The 21,270-nt window shown below is 66.8% G+C and carries 10 protein-coding genes; 2 read left to right on the top strand and 8 right to left on the bottom strand.

Going from position 1 to position 21,270, the window contains the following annotated elements; translation table 11 throughout:
* Positions 1 to 247 precede the first annotated feature (247 nt).
* Complete coding sequence (locus ACWEN3_RS04210; RefSeq protein WP_452965432.1) at positions 248 to 1,447, top strand: endonuclease domain-containing protein; 1,200 nt, start codon at positions 248 to 250, stop codon at positions 1,445 to 1,447.
* Positions 1,448 to 1,854: 407 nt separating this feature from the next.
* Here the strand turns inward: ACWEN3_RS04210 and ACWEN3_RS04205 are convergent, their stop codons facing one another.
* The 3 genes from ACWEN3_RS04205 to ACWEN3_RS04195 all read right to left on the bottom strand — a co-directional run bounded on the left by ACWEN3_RS04205 (position 1,855) and on the right by ACWEN3_RS04195 (position 16,206).
* A complete protein-coding gene (locus ACWEN3_RS04205; protein ID WP_452965430.1) occupies positions 1,855 to 7,800 on the bottom strand; it encodes a hypothetical protein in 5,946 nt (1,981 codons plus the stop codon).
* A 79-nt stretch (positions 7,801 to 7,879) separates the two neighbouring features.
* Positions 7,880 to 10,213: a hypothetical protein gene (locus tag ACWEN3_RS04200; protein ID WP_452965428.1), complete on the bottom strand. Its 2,334-nt coding sequence runs from the start codon at positions 10,211 to 10,213 to the stop codon at positions 7,880 to 7,882.
* Positions 10,210 to 16,206 (bottom strand): DEAD/DEAH box helicase, encoded by a 5,997-nt coding sequence (locus ACWEN3_RS04195; protein WP_452965426.1) that lies wholly within the window; start codon positions 16,204 to 16,206, stop codon positions 10,210 to 10,212. Before ACWEN3_RS04195 ends, ACWEN3_RS04200 begins: the two co-directional genes overlap by 4 nt.
* A 1,397-nt stretch (positions 16,207 to 17,603) precedes the next feature.
* On the opposite strand from ACWEN3_RS04195, the gene ACWEN3_RS04190 reads away from it, so the two are divergent.
* Positions 17,604 to 17,837: a helix-turn-helix domain-containing protein gene (locus tag ACWEN3_RS04190; RefSeq protein ID WP_452965424.1), complete on the top strand. Its 234-nt coding sequence runs from the start codon at positions 17,604 to 17,606 to the stop codon at positions 17,835 to 17,837.
* Between the two features lie 356 nt (positions 17,838 to 18,193).
* Here the strand turns inward: ACWEN3_RS04190 and ACWEN3_RS04185 are convergent, their stop codons facing one another.
* From ACWEN3_RS04185 to ACWEN3_RS04165, 5 genes are all read right to left on the bottom strand, one after another.
* On the bottom strand, positions 18,194 to 18,493 hold the full coding sequence (locus ACWEN3_RS04185; protein ID WP_452965422.1) for a nucleotidyltransferase domain-containing protein: 300 nt from the start codon (positions 18,491 to 18,493) through the stop codon (positions 18,194 to 18,196).
* Positions 18,494 to 18,541: 48 nt separating this feature from the next.
* On the bottom strand, positions 18,542 to 19,042 hold the full coding sequence (locus ACWEN3_RS04180) for a hypothetical protein (RefSeq protein ID WP_452965420.1): 501 nt from the start codon (positions 19,040 to 19,042) through the stop codon (positions 18,542 to 18,544).
* Positions 19,043 to 19,095: 53 nt separating this feature from the next.
* Entirely contained in the window at positions 19,096 to 20,472 is a 1,377-nt protein-coding gene (locus ACWEN3_RS04175; RefSeq protein ID WP_452965418.1) for a helix-turn-helix domain-containing protein, read from the bottom strand.
* A gap of 191 nt (positions 20,473 to 20,663) precedes the next feature.
* Entirely contained in the window at positions 20,664 to 20,927 is a 264-nt protein-coding gene (locus ACWEN3_RS04170) for a hypothetical protein (RefSeq protein ID WP_452965416.1), read from the bottom strand.
* A gap of 18 nt (positions 20,928 to 20,945) precedes the next feature.
* Entirely contained in the window at positions 20,946 to 21,257 is a 312-nt protein-coding gene (locus ACWEN3_RS04165) for a hypothetical protein (RefSeq protein ID WP_452965413.1), read from the bottom strand.
* Between the last annotated feature and the right edge of the window lie 13 nt (positions 21,258 to 21,270).

Below are 21,270 nucleotides of genomic sequence, written 5' to 3'. Positions count from 1 at the left end.
CGCACGGCGGCGGAGCTCAAGCGGGTAACGGGAAGGTCGTGCCATGACTCGATCCTTTCATGAAATCGAGTCTCTATTCGAGTCGGGGCGGTTCACACCGTACCTGTGACGTCCCCTGGATCACGGCGGGTTCATCCGCCACCAGTTCGGCGCATGCCGCGCAGCATCGCTGGCCGTGGACCGCCGCGGGCGGCTCTTCCCCGCGATCCCCCGCCCTTTCCTCAACGCGTGCAAGGAGAGATACATTATGCCGCTGATCAGCCCCGAATACGCGGGCCAGTTACTGAAGGAACTGACGCAAGGCTGCCCCGTTCCTGCAGCCCCTGCAAACATGGCCCGCTACGCTTTCCAGACCAGTGACCACGTGCTCATCGGAGATGTCGCCGTCCGCGGCTACAAGCACAAGAACAAGTGGCGGCTGGACGAACGGGACATCCGCAAAGCCGGCGAACGGCTGGCCTCGCTCGCGATCGATCTCGACGATCTGGTCGACGCCCGTCCCCTACCCACCGACCGCGGACACACGTGGCGTTTACAGATCATGAGCTGGTTCGACCAAGTCGCCTACGAGGACCAGACCGCCAACGGATGCCACTGCGAAGGCCAACAACCATGCGACCGCACCCGGCCGAACCAGCACGGACTGGGGTGCGGGGCAACCTGGGAACAGGTCGAAGCACGCTACGGCCAGCAGAGTATCGCCTCCACCCACCCGCTGCCGCTATTGACGTGGTCTGGCGCGATCTGGTTGGTCCCGCGTGCCTACGCCGCCCTTCTCAACCGAGCGGAGCAAGTCGCCACCCACTTCGCCGAAAAGGCCGCCCGCTGCAGCCGGTGCGGGGCCCAAGGAGACATCTGGGAATGGCGTTCCTCCAGCACTGCCGGCTACACCACCCTGTGCCCCTCATGCACCAGCGCTGCCGCCCGTGAGTACAACGGCCATCTGCGGGGCAGGCGGTACAAGTCGCTTCCGAAGAACTCGCAACCGGACGCATTCCTGTGCGTCTTGTGCCCCAGCCCGCGGCAGGCCATGTACTGGGACCACTGCCACGAGCACGGATTCGTCCGTGGTCCGGTGTGCGCCAGCTGCAATACGTACGAAGGCGGCGGCTACCAGTTCATCAACCGCCCGGGCGCGGTACAGCACCTCTTGCAGTGCGACGGCTGCCGTCGTGAAGGTACCGTGCCGCCGCGGCACCAACCCGACGTCGTACTCCGCACATTCGTGCTCGACCCTCACGACTCATGTACGCAGCCGCCTCGATATCCGTGGGGTGCGGTGGAGGGAGACGGGTCGATCCGCTTCCGTCTCCATTGCTGGCACCACACGCCCCCCTACCGGTGGGAACAGGTCGTGACCGCTTCCCAAGTCAGGCTCCTAGTGCATGAGTTCGTGGACAAGGTTTTGGCAGGCGAGATCGATACTCCTGACCAGGACTTCGCCTGACGCCCTGCCATAGTCGCTCTGCTCCTCTGGTCTTCCTACGCATCCCCGGCCGGGCGGCTGCCCCCCGCGCCGGGGATCTCCGAGCAGAGCCGGTGCCTCTTCATACCGACCACGGACGGTACAGTCCCCTTCTCCGCATGAAGCGAATGACGCCGGCCTCGCGCCGGGCCTGCCCGCGGGTCCTGGCAACGCGTCCGAAAAACGCACCGGCGTGGCAGCGTCACACTCGGGGCACCGTCGCGGTCGACCGGGCCGTCCGGCGACGGGCAGGATGCCGTCGACCAGGTTCATGGCCGAAGCCGCGACCATCCTATTGATCCATGCCGCAACGGGGTCCGCGCGGTGCACGGACCCCGTTCCCGCTCCTCCTCAGTCTGGACGCCGGTCAATGCGGTCCCACTGATGCATCAACCTTGAGTGTCGAGCGCACGGAGCGCCTTGTGGAGGACTGGCTCGACGCGCAGGCGCGTGCCGTCCCGATCGAACACTTGGAGAGCCTCTAGGCACGTGACGGCCCAGCACGCATCCTCAGAGGCGAGACCAGCCACCTCGGCTGCGGTCACGAGATAAGCATCGTCATGCCATTCGGTACCGAGCTGACCGATGATCCCGCAGTAAGCGGTCTTGAGTGCACCGTTCTCGAATAGGCCCACAGCGTCAACGAACTGGCGGGCGCCGCTGCTCTGTTCCAGCCACGATGTCAGGTCCCGCAGCACTTGGTCTTGATCAGGCTGGTTCTCACGCAGCTGCAGAGCTTTGTCCAGCAGAAATGGCCAGCCTCCGCTCGCTGCGGCCAAGCAAGTCAGACGTTCCTCCGTCTCGCACAGACTGTGGCGCTGTGTCCAGTCCTTCAAGCTACGCAGGTCGTGGCGGCGCAGCACCACAGCAGTGTCGTGGTCGGGTTCGGTGAGCACGTCAGACCAGAATCCGAGCTGACCGACACCCGACACTAGGACCACGGACCTCGTGGCCTCGGCGGCCTCGGGGAGGACTGCCCTGGCCAGCTCAAGAGACTCCCGGCAGGACTTCTCACTCCCCCACGACAAATCGCTGATGAGCAATCGCCGTTCACCGGCGCAACCTGCCGAGAGCTCTTTGCGGAATGTCTTGGCACTGCTGATCGCGGGCGCCAACCAGCTCACGACCCGGCCGGTCACCTCTCGCAGGGTCTGCTCTACCTCGGCGATGCCGGTCGCCTGCGTACCAAGGACGACGCGAACCTGGTTGACGTGCTCCCCCAACAGGTAGTCGATCTGGTTGATGGTGAGCGGGGCGGACCTGCCGTCGGATAGGTCCGGACGGCTCTCCAAGACGACGGTCTCCTCCAACCGGGACTCTTTTTCGGCGCCGAGGAGCCGCGCTTCGATCTCCTGAGCAGTGCCGATCATGCGCAACGCGTTGGGGCCCCTTAGGTGCCAGCCCTGTCCGTCATTGTTCGGCGCCAGCACACCGAGGCCAACCATCTCCTGCAGATAGGCACGGAAGCCCTCGCTGTCCAAATGTTCGAAACCCCGAGGCCACCACCCGGCACACTCGTCCCGCAATTCCCGGTCGCTGAGGCGGGTCTCGAGGCCGTTGTCCCGGGCGTGCTGGGCGAGGACGTTGGCGATGACGTGATAACGGTCATCGAGAGCGAGAGTGTCCTTGAAGGCTGCGGTGATATCCGAGCGGAGCGAGGCGTCCTGCTCTACCGCGTCCACGTCGGATTCCTCGATCGTGTAGGGCGGCGGGCCGAGCGTAACACGCGCCCGCTTATCCTGCATTACCTCCACCATCCGGCTTCCGAAAATCTGCAACAAGAAGGGCTGGTACGAGCAGAAGCCGAGCACTCGGTTCACCAGGTCGACGTCAGTGAACTCAAAGCCAAGCGCGCGCATCGGGTGAACGATCAGGTCGGCCGCAAACTGCGGAGCGAGGGGACCGACGACCGTGGGGGTTTGTGCGAGGTGACTGAAGGGACCGTTCCTGGCTAGTCGGGTGAAGCGCTGCACGGAATGTAGACCCGCGAAGACGACCTTCGCCCGGCCGCGCGAGTCCTCGCCCAGGCCCCGCAGCCGGCGCGTCTCCGTGCACTCGGGCACGTCCGCTTCGAAGAACCGATCGCACTCGTCGAGGAGGATGAGCAGCCGTCGGTCCGGGTCCTGCTCGAGCCAGTGGGCGATTCCGTGTGTGACCCGCTGCCATGACTCCTGCTGTGGGCCCCGGCGCCGGCGCTCTTCGAGAACGCCTTGTCTGATCAGCTCTTGGTCCAGCGTGGGCCAGATTGCCTCGGCACCGAGTGCGGTGCCCCGTCCAATGCCGATCTTGTCCAGGTTCAAGTAGAGCTTGCGGTACGCACCGGGACGCTGCTCCTCGAAACGGTCACCCGCGTCGGCGAGCAGGGCCGACTTGCCAAGGCCCCGACCGCCATAGAGGATCTGGGTCCCTGCCGGGTCGTGGATGCTCTTACGCTCGCGGTCCCGGCCGTAGAACATCTCACGACCAATCTGGCCCCGCTTTTCCTTGATGTACGGGTTCACGGCAGAGAACGGCAACAGTGTCTCGGTCGTGGCGTCAACCCGCCGGTTGCCGTGTGCGGTGAGGTAGGCAAGCGCGGCATCGTCGACGACCATGATGGGTTTGGTGTCCTTGGAGGCAGCGGCCAGTTCGATGCGGGTCCTGCTGTCCAGCGTGCCGAAGTGAACGACAAGCAGACTGCTCTCGTCCGGGTCCTGCAGGGCACGGCTGATGAGCAGCTTTGCCGTGGGGCGGCCCCAGATCAAGAGGGCACGCAGTTTGCCTCCCCGGTCCTTGATCTGCGAACCGAAGGCCGGCGCCCAGGCACGACCGGTGACGTGCACGTCCGCCAATTCGAAGAACCGGTAGTCCTTACCGCGCGGCAGATCGTCTAGGGGCCGTGCTCGCCGTGCCTCGTATCCGAGCAGGGATAGAGCCGGGGTAAGGGTCTCCCTAGGGTTGATCTTGATGCGGTCCTTGGTCGCAGCGAGTTTGCTCCACAGTTCCAGGGCCGTAGCGGCCCGTTCGGCTTCCTCCGCCGAGAGCCCAGCGTAGTTCAGTACAGGGTCGTCGCCATGTCGGCTGCGGGATCGAACGGCCTCGATCAATTCCGCTTCAAGGCCGCTGGGCAGTGCGTCGGGCACGGCCGGGAAGAACACGTCGAGATGTGAGTCCTCGGACCGGATTTCCGGTACCGGCTCGCCCAGCTCGAGGAAATAAACAAGTTCGGCCGCAGTGGCCAGGCTGTCAGTGTCCAGATTGCGCAGGACTCGCTCGCGGTCCTCCGCACTCACATCCGTCAGCGCGGTCAGACGGGCGCGCAGTCGGTCGGCAGCCTCCTTCCGATAGCGGGGCAGGAGTTCCTCAACCCGGTCGAGGTTGCGGCGGGTCGCGGCGAGTTCGTCCGGTCGGTCGTGATCCAGCTGTGCTTTGGCATCTGCCAGCAGCTCCTGCAGGATGACGTCCTGTTCGACGGTGAGTGCCTCGTCCGCCTGAGACCGGCGGAGCTGGGCGGCCAGCTGCCGCTCCTTCTCGGCGAGCGCTGTGCGTCGTTCCTGCTCCAGCGCCGTAAACTGGGTGCGGCGCTCTTCGGAGAGGGTCAGGGTCTGGGCCGCAGGAAGCAGACCGAGGTCGGCGAGGTCCGTTATGGTGCGGACCGCACAGAATTCGTCACGACCGAGTTGGTGCTCGATCGCTTCATCCCACGTACGGTCAACAGCGCGTAGGACGACGTCCACGGTGGGTTTCTCACTCAACGGAGTGGGGCCCGTTTTGTACAGTTCGGCGTCCAGGATCCGCCGCACGTCAGGCTCGGAACCCGTTTCGACTGGTCGGCTGTTCGCATCCAGTTCGTTGAAGACCTCGGCGAACAGGTCCCGAGCTACCGAGGCGGCGGCCTTCGCCAGGGCGGAACTGCGTTCTGCCGCCGCTAGGTCGTCGACGACCCGTTCGCGCAGGCCGAGGAGGGACAGTCGCAGTGAGGCGACGGACTGGAACGCCCATGCATTCTCTTGCGAACGTCGAGCCTGCAAATCCCGCTTGACGGTTCGCCACTGCCGTACGGCGTCCCTCACGCGCTCCAAGTACTGGCGGACGTTGTTTCGGCCCGACCCATGGATGCCGCGTCCGCCCGGACCGCGCAGAGTGCTGTCCATGTCATCGATGGCCGCCTCGATCTGCGTGCGCCGAGCGAGGCTCTCCAGCAGTTCGTCCGCTCTCCGCTCGGCGTCTGGGGCATCAGCCACGATCGCGGTCAGAACACCACCCAGCAGGCCCGTCTGAGCCAGCCAGTGCTGCACCATGGCACTAGCCCGCTGGAAGCGCAGCCGCGGAGCGGTGAGCAGGGCTTGACAGCCGTCCACGGCCGCGCGCAACTCGCCCTCCGTGTAGGAGACGTCGGCAGCAACGGCATGAGGCGGTGCGATGAGCAGCGCACCCTGTAGGGTGCGCTCCGCTACCGTGGTCGCCACCTCGTGCAGGGCGTCGGGCAGCTGGGGAGCGAGCGCTCGCAACTGCGCGCCGACTACGGGTGCACCCGTCACCAGGGCTGCGCGGACCAGGCTGGGTAGCAGGAGCAGGGACAGTGCGTCGGTGTCGCTTTCTTTACGGACGTCCCATGCGTGCAGCGACTCTTCGATGATCTGAGCGGTGTGGCCGGTCCTAGAACGCAACAATGTCGCCGCTGTGGTCAGGCGCAGGACGGCGGACTCGATGTCCGGGCGGTCGGCGGCCTCCGACAGATGGGCGGCAAGCCCGAAACGCTTCTCAGCGATGAGCCTTGCAAGGACCAGTTCGGTGTCCTTCGGCCGGGTGTGACCGGGGGTCATCGCAGGTTCGGCGGTGACCGATCGGGCCGGCTGGAGCCGTGGTTCCTCGGTTTTAGTGGGCGGAGAACCATTATCGGTCGGGTCGGACTTCACAATTGGCGCGGGTACCGGGTTTGTACTGGTGTCAGGTTCCCGTGCGGTAACCGTCTGCGGGGTGGTGGTGCTGTTCGCTTTCTCGTAAGTCTCAGCAGGCTCCGCGGTCAGCGAGGAAGGCGGGTCGACCGTGTCAGCGCCGTCCGCGGACACCGTTATTTGCTCGTACAGGACGGCGGCCACGGCGTACGGAGGATGCGCGACGGATAGCTGCTGTTGAAGGTCGATAATCTCTTGCTGCGCGTGGCTCCGGTCCCGCATGTTGACGAGACGCACCAGCAGGGTGAGGAAGTGCGCACAGGCGTCATCCTGCTCGTCCCACTGCTGCTTGGCGAGCAGTCCTTCGGTACGCTGCCTGGCGTCTGCGATCGCCGCGGCGACCGCGCTGTCTGGAGCACAGCTGAGGCTCAGCACCGGTACCAGCACACGACGGGTCTCTTCGTCCGCCTCCTTTCTTGCCTGGCTCGCGCGAAACTCGTCGATTGCGGTCAAGATGTCAGTGAGTCGTTCGGTAGCGCCGGTGACTCCGATCGCGCAGAGCATGGCCCGGGCGCGGGAGAAGGCAGGAGCAACAGCGGCGAGCAGCTCCAGATTGGTGTCGGCGGGCGGGCGCCCGTCCAGCAAGGCTGCACGCACACGGTCGGCAGCGTCTTGGGCCACCTCGACGACGCGCTTGAGTTCCTCCTCGGTCGAGGTCAGGTCGTCGAAGCTGATCGGTTCGTCGGAGTGCCGCCGTTCCTCATCCGTGAGGGGCTCGACCAGCGTCCGCTGAAGCTCGTGGTCGGCTTGCCTGGGAGCCGGGAAGGCCGTCGTCGGTTTCGTGTCCTCGACTGTCGTGCCCTCGTGCTGCGCAATGTGGTGGTCGAAACCGGAAGTCGCGTCGATAACCCCCTGCGCTGCCCTGTGCACCGCGTCTCGGGCGGCCTCATCCGTCTCGATGTCGAACCAGTCGTGTTCCGCGGCCCACACGAGCAGGTGGGCGTCGCGCAGCGATGGCTGGAGGTGGGAGAGCAGTGCCAGGTGTAGCAGGCGTGTGCCCCAGCGGTCCACGAGCTGAAGGCCGGCTCGGGCGGAGCCGTGCTCCCTGACCTCGCGTTCGATGTCGTGGATGATGCGGGCGGTGAGGTGGGACACGGCGTGCCCGCGGTGGGCCGGCGCCTCCCGCTGCACCCGCTTGAGTACCTGCTCGCTCAGCACACGGCCGAAGCGCCGTGGCTCGACCTTGCGGAAGCCGAGGCCTTGCATGATGGCCTGGCGGTCCTTGGGCCCGAGGGAGTTAAGCGCGAGTTCTGCCTCCTCTACGGTGAGTTCGTCGACTGCCGGGTTCAGGCCCCGGCCGAGTTCGTTGAGCGCTGCGGCCAGTTTCTTGAGCAAGTCGACTGGTATATCCGGTGGGGAGAACGGTGGCGTCGCGGCCACGGGGTAGCTGTCGGTCATTCGGTCCCGATTCTTGTGTTCTTTGCTGTGGTGCGGTGGGCCGGGTGCTGTAGCGCAGCGGGCTGGCCACTGGGCGTGGTCAGCGGCGGCGCGAGTGTGCGGTGACGAAGGTGTAGCCGGGGGGAAGTTCCCAGCCGTCTGCCTTCCCGACGTGGCGGCAGTGGTTGCGGTAGGCGGCGCGTTGGGTGTCGGTTGGTTCCCATCCCGGGGGCAGCCGTCGCAGGAAGCCATGGACGAAGTGCTCCACGCCCTTGTCCTGCGTGGGGACGCCGCCCGAGCCCGGCCGTGACACCACCACGGGGTTTGGTGCGTAGCCGATCAGGGCGATCAAAGGCTCGCCGTCGCGGGCGGGATGGTGGGGCTCGCCGTCCGCACCGCGGCTGCCGGTGGCCGCATAGAGGTGTCGTTCGGCGAGGAGTTCGTCCACGGCCTGTTCCAGTGCGGTGATCTGTTGCGGTGCGGGAGTCGTGTTGTAGATGCCGCGGGGTATGGCGGTCCGGTCGAGCAGGGCGTGCCCGTCCGGGGTGAGCCGGCCGAAACGCCGTACCGCCCGTATTACGAGGCGTCGGGTGTCCAGTCCGTCGGATGAGTCACCATCCCGGCTGCTTCCCGGGGCTCCTTCGCGGGTGAGTACCGAGGGATCGTAGCGGTGGGTGATGAGGATCCCGTCGATGTCGACGGGGTCCTCCAGTTCGACAGTGTTGAGCCGAAAGACTCTGCCGCCTCGCGGCCACTGGACGTGGATGTACAACCCGGGGAAGAAGTCGATGGGCCACTGGATGTTCCGGAGCGTGCCAGTTTCCTCGGTGAGGTCCAAAGCGACCTCCTGCACCTCCTCGGACGCGTCGAGCTCGCCGCCAGGATGGCTGAGTTCTAGCCGTACGGAGGAGGGGTCCATGGCGAGGTGGGCCAGTCCGTCACGGACTATTCCGCTCAGCGGCAGTCTGTCCTCCATGAGGTGGGCAAGGCGCAGTGGGAGTCGCCAGCAGACTTCGCTGTCGTTGATCTTTAGGTAGTTAGGGAGGCCGATCTGTTCGCCATCCACGAGGGGGGTGTCCGCGGGTGAGGCATCGACGTATGGCTCCTGCGGCTGCTCCTCCAGCGGCTCGTCCTCGGGAACGCTCTGGCGGATAATCTCAGCGGTCCGGGGCGCTGGCGGATGCAGCGTGTCGTGCCAACCACGTCCCGCAGGGTGCAGCGGGTCGCTGTCGTCCGCCTCCTCTGAGCCTGGGTGGTGGGACCGCCAGATGCCGCCGCTTTCGAAGTTGTCGTCCAGGGTGATGCGTACGTCGCTTTCGGCGCACCAGCCGTTGTCTGTGTCCCCACGGATGAAGTCGGCGACCGCGAGGTTGGCGCGGCATACCGACACCGCATATTCCACCCCGGTCAGCAGCGGTTCGGCGCCGTCCACGCCGCACAGCCAGGGGCGGATCGCCGTGTACACGGTTCGGGAGTCGTTCAGGACGTGGCGCCGACGACTGGTCGGGGCGGCACCACGTTCCAAGGAGCTGGCAAGGGACCTCAAATCCGCTCCGCCCAGCGGGCCCTTGTGGCACAAGCCGGCGCCGATGCGCGTTCGGGTCAACGCATAGTGGCCCCAGTTCCGCAGGCTGTCACTGGTGCGCAATACGTGACTGACCGTGTCCAGGAGCCCAATGAGCGCCTCCTGAAGACGCTCCTCCCGGCTGTCACCGATCAGGTGGGCAACAGACACGGGAACGAGAGGACTCAGGAGTGCTTCTCGCTGGTGGGTGAGCAGGTGGTGCGCGAAGGCGGCCGTGTCGTCGAGCCTGGCCTGCGGCGCGGAGCCGTAGCGGGCGTCAACGACAACATGTCCGTCCTTATTGAGCCATTTCTGGCGATTCCGGAATCGCTTGAGCTTGGCCTCGTCAAGCTGGAGCGCAGGGCCGAAGGCCGTGAGGTCGGGGACCAGGAGTTCACGGCGCACGGGGGGCGACGTCTCCTGGTGCTTCACCGGCCCTTGTGCGCCGGCCGGTGCCCCGGACACCCAGGCTGGTACGTCCACGTCGTCCTCGATAAGGAGGTGACGACCTTCCTTGTAGACGATCTCGGCGTACAGCGGGTCGGAGCCTGTTTCGATCCGAACGAGTGCTCCGACGGGAAGAGCCTGTACCTCGTCACCCAGTGTCAGGGAGGGGAAGGCATCGAGGTTGAAGGGGCCATTCCCGTAGCCTTCGCCACCGAGTTCATAGCCGAAATAGGCAGCATTGAAAGCGACCGCCGAGTGCACCGGACAGGCGCGGTCGACGACGACCGCCTCCAGGTAGCGGCGCAGCCGGTCCAGGTCCTCGGAAGAGGTGGCCCGGTGTCCTCCGGTCATGGCGGGAATGAGCACGGGCTCACCGTCGTACGGCTGCCAGACGTCCGTTCCGGCTGTGGTCATTGTGGTCATGCCCCGCCGTCCTTCTGTTCCGGTCCGCTCCCCGTGTGCCATGCCGGGCGAAGCCCCGTGTGCCATGCCGGGCGGATCGCGCGCCAGAGGCCATCCGGTCCCTCGACTGCGGCTCCGCCAGTGGCCAGCCGCTCCAGGCTCGCACCGACTGCCGGATAGGGAAGGTCGGCGCGGCCCCCGAAGTAGCGGCTGTCCCGGATCGCTTTCGGCAGGGGGATCATCTTTCGGCTCCTCGGGTTGTAAGAGGATTCGTCGCCGCGCAGCGCGTGCCAGATCCGGCGCGGGTGCGCGCCCTGAGGCTGGAGCTGCAGCAGCCGGTGAACCTGAAGGTCGACTCGCTGGTCACGCAACGCGGTGTCGGTGCGGCCGCCGTCGCGGGGACGTGGGCTGTGGAAGGCCTCGGCAACAGCGGGGCGCCGTTCCTCCACAGGCCAGCGGCCAGTGTCCCAGCAGGCGGAACAGCGGCAGCGAGCCGTGGTGCAGCAGCCCTCGGGAAGGTCAGTGACGCCGAAGTAGTCGGCGAAGAGGCGCTGGGCGCAGACCATGCTCGTTTCAAAGAAGTCCCGCAGCCTGGCCAGTTCCTCAGCGGTTCGGCGGCCGCGTCGGCCAAGCAGCGGTAGGAAGCCGTCGGGCAGGGTGCCGGTGCGGACGGTCAGTCCGGTGACCAGACGACGGCTGGGTGCCGCCGAGACGTCCAGGAGGCCGCGGTCATGCAGGTCGGCGAGCAACTCCCAGGTCGCCGCAGGTCCGTCGGCAACCGAACGGTAGTCGGGGCACCGGTCGACGAGTTCCCGGTCGAGGAGTCGGACATCGACGCGCCGCGGGGTATCCCAGGACAGAGCGATGCCGATGACGGTCTGCTCGATCCGCGCGAGTTCGGCGCGCTCTTCTGCCCCTGCATGCTTCTCTCCGTTTCCTTCTACGGCGGTGCCGGTCTGTCCTGTGCCATGGTGTGCCAGCCGCAGGTCGCCGGGCTTGACGGCGCAGTACGGCGGGTGGTCACCGAGGTCCTCGACGGCGCCGAGGTCGGCGAGCGCGCTGAAGGTCCGCATGACCCCGCCCTGGTAGCGCTCCTGGATGTACCGGTCTTCCAGCTCGTCCTCGCTTAGCGCGCCGGTCGCGGCGTCCTCGGCCATGAGGACGTCGGCCAGCCGAACCGGGTCGAGCGTGTCGTCGCGCTGGGCGACGACGAGGGCGCCCATGCGGCGCAGCAGCGAGGCCGGCAATTCCTGGCCAGTCATAAAGCGGACCATGCGCAAGCCCCGGCTCGTGGCGAGCGCGAGACCGCTGTTGACGGGGCCCTCGCCGGCCGTACCCCGGCCGGCGCTGTCGCGTCCAGCCCGCCCGAGCTGCTGGTAGAGCGCGGCCAGGTCGGTAGGCGGCGACACACACATCACGGTGCGTACGTCGGGTCGGTTGACGCCGAGCCCGAACGCAGAGGTGGCGACGACCACGACTGGCATGAAGCCGTCGTCGCCCTCGCGAGGCGCCTCCCGAAACTCCGTCATGACGGCCGCCTTCTCCGCCTCCGTCAAACGGCCGTGGAACCGCAGCACGCGTAGGCCGGCGTCACCGACGTACTCGCGCAGGTGCGTGTAGAGGGTGTTGACCTCCTTGACGGTGAGGCAGTACAGGATGGCGTGACCATTCAGCGCGTCGACGACGCGCTCCACCAGCCCCGCCACTCCGCCCGCCCCTAGCCGGTCGAGGGAGCGGCGGAAGACGGCGAGTTCGGGTCGGATCGGGTTCTCGCGCACCGTCACGAGGCCGCCGACGACGCCGGGACGTTCCGTTTCGGTGTTCAGCTCGGGCGAGCCGGGCTCCGGCACGTTGGCAGGCAGACCGAACAGTCCCTCGCGCAGTGCCTCGTGCACGACCCGGTTGGCGGTGGCCGTGACCGCGGTGACCGCCACCCCATGGTCCCGGCGCAGCTCGTCCAAGAACCGGCTGACCCGGCGCATGCTGGGCCGGAAGTCCTCCCACTGTGCCAGTGTGTGCGCCTCGTCGACGGCGATCCGGGTCACCCGGCCCGCCGCGGCGGCTGCCCGTACAGTTTCGCGGAAGCGCCGCTGGCACAGGCGTTCCGGGCTGACGTAGACCAAGCGGATACCGTGGTCGGCACGGCCGAGGAGCTGGTCTGTCACTTCCGTTTTACCGGCTCTGCTGCTGGACTCGCGCAACGGAGAGATCAGGGCGCGAACCGCCCCGCCGATGGAGCGGTTGAGTTCAAGAGCCTGGTCGTGCATGAGGGCGACGAGCGGGCTGACGACCACGGTGACGCCGGGCAGGACCAGCGCAGGCAACTGGAAGGTGAAACTCTTGCCAAAACCGGTAGGCAGCAGTCCAAGTACATTGCGGCCCTCGGCCACGGCCGTGATGACAGCCCGCTGGGCGGGTTTGAGAGCCACGGGTTCGTCGTCAAGCCGCAACAGGCCACCGATCCGGGCGCAACGTTCCCTAACCTCCTCGGTTAGGAGGCCCTGTTCCTGCAGCTTCCCGGTCTCCTCGGCGGTCAGCGTCAGCTCGCGGATGCGTCGGGTATACGGCAGCAGGGTGTGCCGTTCGAGGGCTTCGTCGGTACACAGCTCAGCAGCCCGGGCAGGATCCAGGATTCCCTGGGCCGCCATGAACTCCCAGATGCGACGCCATCCTTCGGCCATGGTGGTGACATTGCCGCCGCCGAGGTCGCCGGTGTCCGGGTCGGAGCGTTCCAGCCCGTCGTCGAGACTACCGAGGAAGGCGTGCCGGTAGGAGCGGCGCAAACTGCTCGCTCCCGCGAGTTTGCGGTCGCTGATGACGATGACGCCGCGGTGCCGGTCGGACCGGATGAGCCGGCCGACCGCCTGGCGGAGCTGGAGCGCGGCAAGTGGCAGGTAGTAGTGCTCGGTGGCGGCGCCGTCCGGATCTGGGTGTCCGGCGAGCTCGGCACGTTCTGCGACGGCCGCGCGACGGGCTTCCACGATCGGAGCGGCGAACGGCGCAAAGGGGAGTTTGTTGATCCAGACGAGACGCAGCCGCTCGGCGTCGGAGACGTCGACTCCCTGCCACAGTCCCTTGGTGCCGACGAGGAAACCCCCGCCGTCCCGCCGGTCGGTGAAGGCCTGGTAAGCCCGGCCGTTGCCGAGGGTCAGAGCCTCGACGACCGGAGTGTCCAAGGCGCGGGAGCGCAGTTCCTCCACTAGGTGGAAGCCGATGCCCGCGGCGGTCGAGCGCGCGGTGGTGAGAATCATGCCACCGCCCTCGAACCCGTTGCCGTCGGCGCGGGCACGGGTCAACTCGGTAGCAAATCCGGCCACCTGGTGGGCGACGGTCCGCAGTGCGCCCTCCTCCTGCTCGGCCCAGGACGGGAAATCGGAAAAGCACACGACCTCGGCCTGGTTGCACAGGTCAAACGGGGAGGGCAGAGCCAGCGCCGGCAGGTCCGCCGGCAGGCCCAGCCGGCTCCGTACGAACTCCCACTCACCTGCGACGCGCAGGGTGGCGGAGACATAGTGGACGCGGTCGAAGGACTCCAGGTAGCGCCGCCACTCCAGATCGGCGGGCAGGTCGATGGGGCTGGTGGCTATGCGGAAGCGGTAGAAACGCAACTCCGCTTTTGGCTCGGCCAGTTCTTCCAAGTGGATCACACGGGAGGGGAGTGCGTCGTCCAGCCTGCCGGCAGGGTCGAGGAAGGCACGGATATCGGACGTGATGCGGTCGAGGGCCGTGGTGAGGGAGCCGGTGTGCTCCGCGAGCGCGGTCAGCCGTTCTTGGAGCAGCGGGTCGATCCGGGCGGCGTGCTGGGCGCCGTACCGTTCGAGTGTGATGCGGCAGGTCGCAAGTGCCTTGGCGATGCGTTCCAGCGACAGCGAGAGCTGCCGCGTGTTCCGGGTTCCGGAGGTGCCGGTGTAGGGGCTGGCGAGCGTGGTCGCCCGACTGCCGATGCGTACGCCCACTCCCTTGGCCTGTGCGTCGAAGGCCTGCGCCGCGAGCCGGGGAAGTCGCTCGTCGTCGAGCAACCGTTCGAGTTCGGCGATCGCGGAAGCGGCCTGGTCCTGTGCCATACCCGGGTGCGCGTCTGCGATCCAGGCTTGGTACTCCGGCAGCAGGGCTTCCAGGTCCTGATAGTCGACGGCCACTGTCAGCGCGGACGTGGCAGCATTCTCCAACTCGTGCGCCTCGTCGATCACGAGGAGTACATCGGGTCCGACGAGGTGCAGATCGTCCAGGTGGGAGAGGACGAGCGCGTGGTTGGCAAGGATGAGGCGATGGCTGCCGATGGCCTCCCGAACGGTGTCGGTGTGCACAGTGAGGGGATTGCTCGCACCAGGGCTGTAATCGCCGTCGCGCTGGGATAGCGACTCCAGCCAGAGCGGCAGGCTGCGGCCCATGTAGTCGGTGAAGAACGCGGGCACGTCGACCGGATCGACGGATCTCGCTACCCAGGACTGCGGGGGCTCTTTGGAGTCGAGCAGGCGCATCGCAAGGAAGACGGCGAGTTCACGGAAGCGAAGCCGCTGGGAGAAGCGGGCGCGCGCCGCACCTTTGGAGCGCCGCTGGTGCGTGGCTTCGGCGAGGACCTTCGTGAGGGCCGCGAGGGAGAGCCGGTTGGACTTGCCCTTGACCAGGTCGGCGACCCCGAGAATGCCGGGCAGGGCCTGCTCCAGGCCCTCGATGTCTTTCGCAAGCTGGTTCTGCAACTGCTTGGTGTACGTAGCGATGACCGCCGTACGGTCGTCACCGCCGGCGAGCCAGTCGAGCGCGGCGGCCAGCACCGCATAGCTCTTTCCGGTCCCGGTGGGTGCTTCCAACAGCCCGCTGATACCGCGGTCAGTCCAGTTGTGCAGTGTCGCTGTCATCCGCTGCTGGGCGAGCCGGGGTTCGATACGGGGGCCATGCACGACTCGGGCCAGAGCGGTCGGATCAATCCGTCCGTCGGCACCACGCAGCTCGTCTGGAACGTTGATGGCACCACGGCCAGGTGACCTACCGTCAGGGGTCCGGCGCCGTGGATGCTGCGCGAACTCCGCACCCAGCAAACGGGTCACGTGAGCCTGCTCCCACACGAGCGGCTCCCGCTCGGCGGCGTTCTTGCCCCCGGCTAGTTCCCGCAGGAGTCGCCAAGCGTCGGAGTCGGGACAGACGTCAGCGACAAGATCACGCAAGTCGGCCGTCCTACTGGCGAATTCGGCGGCAGCCCGCTCCAAGAGACGGACGAGCAGGACCGCGTCACCTTCCGCGGTGTGGGCACTCAGGCCCGCACGCGGCACGCCGAGCTGTTGCACCAGGTCCTGAAGCCGGTAGGACGGGGCTGTCGGCCACAGGGCATGCGTCAGGTACAAAGCGTCAACGGGGCGTACGACAGCGAGTGGGTCGCCTGTACCGGTGCTCTTCGCCGCCTCGCTGATGACAGAGAAGTCCAGACCTGTCCCGTTGTAGGCGACGACGACATCGGTATTCGCGAGGAAGGCGCGCAGCTCCGTCCAAGCCTGCTCCTGGGGGATTCCTTGGTCCAGCACAGCGTCCCGTACACCGCTGTCGTGCAACTCTTGGCTATCGTCCGGGAATCTGAGGTACCGCTGCCAGCGAGGCGCCGCTGCCACCCATTGCGGATCGGCACCAAACCTGACAGCTGCCACGTCGTAGACGTGACGCTCCACATAGGGCGTGGTCGCCGTCGTACGTACGACACTTTCGACATCAAGCGCGACGGCTCGCAGAACGGGCGTCCTGGGCAGCACTGCGCTGTCGAGCGGCTTCGATACACTCGACAACGCCTGTTCCGAGGTAGCTTCTCCCGAGGAAGCGGCAGCCATGAGAAGTCCACCTGACTCGACCAGCAGACCTTCCTCAACAGCCTCGGCGACCAGCTTGACCAGCCGCTGCTCCGGCAGCCTCGTAAACTGCCCGGCCGCCTCCACTACAAGATCCCGCCCGGATATTCCGGACGGGAAGGCGCGGACCAGGTCCGCGATCTTCCGCGCTGCAACAGACACCCGCTGCGTGTCGGTCATGGCGCCCCCTCCCCTACGTGTATGCGCGGCTCCGCACTTGGCCGGACCACCCTGCGACCTCAACTGCCTCGCTTGGACAACCAAGGCACAACCCCTATATCTAGGGGTTCTTCGAGAAGACGCGAAACACCACGCAATTCAACGGAAGTGAGAAACCGCCCGTCAACGAGCCTCCTCCTCCGCATCATTCGCGTATGTCGCCAGGAGGCACCCAAAAGTCCCCACCAGATGCCGGACAGGTTGCTGGCACCACCGTCGCGCCCATAGACGCGGATACGCTGAACCTCGTCGAGCTCACTGGCCAGACCTGGCCCGATGCGTGGGATCCGCAACCGTGCGTAGAGCTTGCAGGCCGCCCACTCCACCGGCACCTTGAGCTCCTTGAACCTCAGATCCGTCAGGTGAAGCGGGTTAGAAAGTGTGCGGACCTTGTCACTTCCGCGGAAGGACCAGGTGCTCCCGTTGTTGACCGGGCGACCAGGGTGCGCTCTCGCCTCGACCACATACAGGCCACGAGTCACCGCGTTGGACCGGTCACACGCGTTGACCTGGCTGGAGGAAGCGGGAAAGGAGAACGCTACCCAGGCTCGCTCTATCGGAGGCATGAGCCGCTTGATTCGGCCAAGCGAGTCCCGCTCCAACGGTGAAATGCGGATCTGACGCCACCGCTGGACCTTGAGGGGGGCAGACTTGGGCGCCGGCTTCGCTGGAGATGCCGGCGTATGGGCTGCCATCGCCAACGTTCACCACGCCTTTCCGCCATCCTGCTGGCTCCGCCACAGCCATGACCGGGGAACAAGCCTGCGAACACTAAGTGTTCAGACACGTTCTCGAAGTCGACACTACTTAATCACTAAACCTTCACATTGCGCCAGCCCGGAGCCTCTTACCTAGAGTGAGGTTCAGCCCTGCAGCTGCCGACGAAGATCACAAATTGGACGGGGCACCTCTTCTGTGGTCGGTCGGACACGACCGCAGCAGACCGGAACCTCGGGGGACCCATCGCGAAAACACTCTTCAGCTTCGCCCAACAGGCGCTGATCAACGACCGATTGACCACTCCATCGACGCGCCTCTCGCCGCACACCCCATGAGCACTGACATTGATGCCAATGCCCGCGCTTGAGCTTCCTCACCGATCACCTCAGCCCAGCTAGATCGTGCACACGCGCGGCACAGAATGCGGAGAGAGTCCCCGAAGCGGCTCCCCCATCACCCAGAACGGCAGGAACCGAGGCGACTGGCACAGATTATCCATGCTCACTACACGCAATCGACACCCGTGGCACAACTGTGATCTTGCCCGGTAGGCAAAAGTACCTACATTGATCCGAGACGGCGGGTGTTCTTTGAGTCGTCGATCCCTCTGCGAGTGAACGGGTGGGGGCACGCGGCAGTTGTCGCCTTCGACGCAAGAAACCCTTCGACAGCACGCGGCTGCGCTGGCGGCGGGCAGGGCTCGCGAGGATGTTGCCGCGGTGTTCCAGGTCTCGCTCAAGACCGTCGACAACTGGTGGGCGAGATGGCTGGCAGACGGGCATGAAGCACTCGTGGCCCAGCCGCGCGGGCGCCGGATGGGTGAACTGAGGTTCTCCATACGGTTGAGCAGCAGGCTGTCCGGCAAGCCGTGATCGATCATCAACCCTGTGACCTGGGGCTAACTGGGCAACTGCGGACCTGCGCATGGCTTCGAAATGGGCGAGGACGGCTGCGGCGGCGCAGCGCAGCGGGCTGGTGTCGCTCCCCTCGTGGGCTGCGGAGCGGGCGGGTTGGACGTCGGGGAGCTGGACTTGGCGGATGGTGGCGGCTTTGCGGTCGACGAGTTCCGTAAGGGTGATGCGGACGGGGCGCGGGACCCAGCGGTCGATGCCGTCGAAGGCTTCGATCATGTGGTCGCGTGGGGCCCGGCCTGCCGCGGGGTCGGGGGTGATGGCGGCGAGCCGGACGCGGGCAGCGGCAACGGGTTCGTCCCGGGTCCACAGCGGGGTCAGTCCGAATCCTTCCGCTTCGAGGGTCTTGCGTTCTCCGAAGTGGATCTGCAGGCCGCGGCTATGCCCTTCATCGAGGCGGAGGGGTTGCGGCCGTAGGACAGGGCGTGAAGGAACTCGGAGGCGAGACGATCGTCCCTGCGGTGCTCCACGACCAGGTCGACGTCCGAGGGGGTCAGTGCGCCGCGTGCGTAGGAGCCGAAGACGAGGATCTCGTCGACGAGGTCCAGCGGCCAGCCTCCCTCCTCCAGCCGGTCGAGCATGTCGTTCAGGAGCGTGGTGGCGCGCTCGCGTTTCACGGAAGACCTCCGCTGGTCGATTCGGATTGGCGCCTTGGGCTGGTGGTTTCAGCCGGTCTGCCGTGGGATGGCGGGAGCTAGGGAGATGATCGTGCTGAGGGTCCCGGTGTAGGTGGTGCCCAGTTCGGTCACGGTCCCGGGGAAGGGGCCTGGGCCGTGGCGCAGGGCGCTGACGTAGTTCTCGGGCAGGAGCACACGGTCACCGACTTCGAGCGTGCCGGGGCCGCTCCAGCGGTATCCGTAGCCGTCGACGGTGACGGCCTGGTCGCCATCGACCTCGAAGCGGCGGTTCTTGGCGTCGAGTTCTTCCCGCAGGGTTCGTATCTGGCGCTCAAGGTGTTCGACCTGTGCGGCCTCTGCGCGTTGTCTCCACTCTCTTTGCTGCGCCCGGCCGGTCTCAAGGCCCTGCCGGTATGCCTCCACGAGGGCCTTTTCGTGGTCGGTGGTGTGCAGTTTGCAGGCGAAGCCTGGACCTGAGAACTGCGCACGGCAGGGAGTGCCGGACTTGGTGGGGCGCCCGCAGGGCCGGTGATGTACCTCTTCGAACACGGGGGTTCCTCACTAGTGGTGGAGTGGCGGCAGGGGTGTGAGGCGGTGGCGTCTTACAGGGTGGTCGGCAGTGAGATCACCGGCTGGGAGATGGCCTGCGGGATGCAGGCGGGAGCGGTGCGGCCCGCCTGGGTGCAGGTCAGGGTGATGAGTTGGAGGTAGCCGAGGGAGACCGGCCGTCCGGGGAGCTTGCCGGTTGCCTGTTCGAAGCGCTGGAGTGTGGCGGGCTTGATGCCCAGGTGGCCGGCGGCGTCGTTGAGATCGAGTCCTGCGGCTTCGCGGGTTTCCCGGAGCGTTTCGGTGTTGTCGTGCCAGACCTGCGGCACCCTCTCGGCGGTCTCCCGGGCAACGGCGGCCCGGGCCGTGGCAAGGGCGGCCTGGATTCGGTCGGTACGGGGTCCGAGCAGGAACCGGGCCAGCCGGGCAGCGTCGGCCTCGCGGTCGACGCCCTCACTCCAGGGCTGGGAGGCCTCTTCGTACACGCGGCCTCGGGCCGTGGCGCAGTCCTCGCGCTCACCGGGGCCAGCACCGTAGGTGCGGTGCCGGTCGCTGGTGCAGGGCAGCGTGCCGTCCTTCGCGAGGTCCATGTCGCGGAACTCGTCGTCGGTCTCGATGCCGTCAATGACATCCCGGACATGCTGGCGTTCCTGCGGGGAAAGCACGCTCGCGAGTGCCTCCGCGGCCGCCTGGGCTTCGGGCCGGCCAGCGGGCTCGAAGCTGCCGCCCCAAGCGTGAGATGCGTCTTCTCCTTCCGCCTTCTGAAAGGCCACGTCGATAGCTTCGAAGGTGTGCGGGCTCCAGGCGTGCATCATCAGGATGATTTCCTGCAAGGCGCGCTGGGCGGCCGGCTCCGTCTCCTGGACGGTACCGCTGATGCGTCGGCGCCGGGTTCCGCTCATCCAGTCGGTGAAGGCCTCAGGCCGGCGGGTCTCGGGCGGTTGTGCGTTCGCGAACCAGCGCGCCGCCCTCACGACGCAGGCGTGCGCGTGCTGGATGGCGGCGTACCAGCCGAACAGTGCCTGACGGTAGTCATCCACATGCCGGTCCTCGGCAAAGGTGCCGGTCTCCGTGCGGCAGTGCTGCGGGCATTCCGCCGCGCTCACCCGGTACAGGGCGGCACGGGTCTCAGGAAACGTCAGCAGAGCGGCGTTCAGGTGCTCATATTTGGGACCGCGGTTGCGCCGCTTTTCGAGGCCGTGGTCGAGGAAGACGTGGAAGCGGGGTTCGTCACGCCAGTGGGCCGCGGCGCTGCGGACACGGAAGTCGCCCTGCCACGCCCCGGTCGCGATGACCTCCCGCAACGCCGAAGCCACGTCCTGGCGTAGCGTCGCACCCAATGCGATCAGGACCGGCAGGCACTTGGGATCGTCCCCCAGCGCGGACATCACCAGATTGACGTCATCGTGACGATGAAGATGACGCTGGAACACGAACGCCCCCCAATGACGCAGCAGCCGACCCTGGCTCCCCGCGCGGAGGCGGAGCGCAGTGCCCCCATCCTGCACCAGGGCTCGGACATCCGGCCCGCAATCTGCTGGGCTGCCCAACTTAGTGTCATACGGAGGGGATTGCTCCCTGGAGGGCCTGCGGCATGCGGTGGCGGCGCCTTCAGTAGATCCGCTCAGGAGAGGGAGGACGGCCTGTGGGGCGCGGGAAGCGCGGACAGCAGTTCCCACAGGGACCGGCCCTGTGACGCCCAGGCTCCCAGCAGTTGGCGGCCGACGAGGTGGAGGCGCTGCTGGCGGGCGAAGTCGCGGCCGGGCTGGATGATCCTGCCGTTGGTCAGCATCACCACCACGTCAGCCCTGTGGACCGTCCGGCCCGTGCCGTTGAGGACCTGCAGTTCCGGGGTACCCCACGGTGGCGGCACCCCGTTTGCCGCCACTGCGGTGCTTGCACTGGATCACCATCGACGCCCCAGCGGGTCACTTACGTCCGCGCCCAGATCCCCCCTGCCCGCCGACCTGGACGGCGTCCGTGCAGCCGTCCGGCGCATCAGGTCACGCACGACGAATTCGAACTGCTGGCGGGAGAGGGCGCCCAGCTGGGCCAGGCCGTAACGAAGGGCGTGCGCCCGGGCCTGTTCCCAGCGCATGTGCTCCGCCCTCCGGCGACACCAGACGACGCCGGCCGGTACGGTGACGGCAGCTGCCACGAGCAGCCAGTGGACCACCGCCACCAAGAGAGCGATCACCCCTGCCGCGATCACAGCCACAAGGCCGGTCCAC

The sequence above is a fragment of the Streptomyces sp. NPDC004561 genome (assembly GCF_053602155.1).
Note: the sequence above shows the minus strand (reverse complement) of the source record. Positions and strands in the feature narration are given on the sequence as shown.

What these genes read in the sequence shown, in the direction of transcription:
- ACWEN3_RS04210 (WP_452965432.1), top strand. Translation starts at nt 248, where the DNA reads ATGCCGCTGATCAGCCCCGAATACGCGGGCCAGTTACTGAAGGAACTG.
- ACWEN3_RS04205 (WP_452965430.1), bottom strand. Translation starts at nt 7,800, where the DNA reads ATGACCGACAGCTACCCCGTGGCCGCGACGCCACCGTTCTCCCCACCG.
- ACWEN3_RS04200 (WP_452965428.1), bottom strand. Translation starts at nt 10,213, where the DNA reads ATGACCACAATGACCACAGCCGGAACGGACGTCTGGCAGCCGTACGAC.
- ACWEN3_RS04195 (WP_452965426.1), bottom strand. Translation starts at nt 16,206, where the DNA reads ATGACCGACACGCAGCGGGTGTCTGTTGCAGCGCGGAAGATCGCGGAC.